The organism is Acetomicrobium mobile, from assembly GCF_937920065.1.
Genome location: NZ_CALETC010000134.1, coordinates 1 through 1463 on the forward strand (window position 1 = coordinate 1; position 1463 = coordinate 1463).

Sequence of the window (1463 nt, forward strand, 5' to 3'; positions counted from 1 at the left end):
TTGCTGAAAGTTCCGAGGGCACTATCGGTCTGGCCCGCCCTTGCCATCGCCTCAGCAATCCTCAAAAGTGCTTTTACAAGATCTTTTTCGCCAGGTTGAGGCGTTTGGATGGCTTCTTTATAGGTTTTGTACAATTCGCCTTGGGCAGTGGCAAGCGCAAAGGGCGCAAAGGAATCCCCTGACAAGGGTTGTACCTCTGCCTTGGCTCCTTTTAAAAGCTCCTTTGCGACGTTAGAAGGAATGGCTATGCTTACGACCTGCCCTCCCTCTAGGGGACAAAAGGAGGCGATACCTATGATCTCTGCCTTCTTGTTAAAGACCGGCGCACCGATGCTTTCTTTGGTAACGGGTGTAGTGATTTGTAACGTTTTAAGTCCGCTCTTTAACTCTCGAAAGGCGCTTACGACTCCGGTGCTTATCTGGCCTGCCGCAGACGGCATTGAAGAAATGACGCAAATTGCCTCTCCCAACTTGACCTTATCGGAATCGCCAAGGGATATTAAGGGCAAATTGTTCCCCTCTGCCTGAAGTATTATCAAACCCTTGTCGGCATCGGCTGCAACAAAGCCTTTAACGGTCAAAAAGGAACCGTCGCTGCGTCGTATCAGCAGATTCCTTTTGCCGGCGATAGCATTAAAGCTGGTAACTACCTTGCCGTCTCCGCTTATGATGAAACCTGAGCTTAGGGGCGTGTTTTCTGCCCCCTCTTCGCCGGCGGACATGACAGTTACGATTGCAGGCAACGCCTTATCCGTAAGCTCTGACCAATCCGTTATCTCCTGTGCCGCTGACGTACCGGTAAATACGGCAACTATCAACATTCCCAATGCCATCCATCGCTTCATGCGAATACCACCTCAATCCCTCTTTAAACAATTGCCTTGAGCAAGAGATTACAGCTAAATCTACTAATAGTCAAGGTGCTAAACCGATAGTCCAAGGATGTCCAAGGTTCACTCTTTAAGCTGGGACTATCTTCATCAAAACCTCATCAAGATGTCGTAAAATTGTTGATTCCGTAAATTCCATATACTTAATGAGGATATAGGGTGATAGTATTACAAAAAACAGGTGCGAACATGAATAGGGATTTAAAAGAACAGCGCAATTTAATATCGATCGTCATCCCCATAAAAGACGAAGAGTCTAACATACTGCCTTTGGCCGACGAGATCGAAGAGGCACTTCGCGACATAACATGGGATTGGGAGTGTCTATGGGTCGACGACGGATCCACCGACGGGGGCTTCGAGGTTTTAAGCAAATTAGCAGGAGAAAGGCCCAGACATAGAATCATATCCTTTGTGGCAAATGCGGGACAGTCAGCCGCTTTATAGTATGGCTTTCGCGCAGCCAAAGGAAACATAATAGCCACCCTGGACGGCGACGGCCAAAACGATCCAGTATATATTTGAAGCGATGAAACATCCCTATTTACTGCGCTACTGGTTGGGCTATGAGTG

General features: G+C 47.8%; 2 protein-coding genes. One reads left to right on the plus strand and one right to left on the minus strand.

Annotation, left to right across the window (positions count from 1 at the left end; translation table 11 throughout):
• The coding region (locus tag Q7P41_RS05375; protein WP_303882755.1) for a S1C family serine protease at window positions 1–845 on the minus strand (845 nt) is incomplete at its 3' end.
• 204 nt (window positions 846–1049) lie between these two features.
• Between Q7P41_RS05375 and Q7P41_RS05380 the strand changes: the two genes are divergently transcribed.
• Window positions 1050–1337 carry a glycosyltransferase gene (locus tag Q7P41_RS05380; RefSeq protein ID WP_303882756.1) on the plus strand — a complete coding sequence of 96 codons (288 nt, stop codon included), beginning with the start codon at window positions 1050–1052 and terminating at the stop codon, window positions 1335–1337.
• Window positions 1338–1463: the final 126 nt, after the last annotated feature.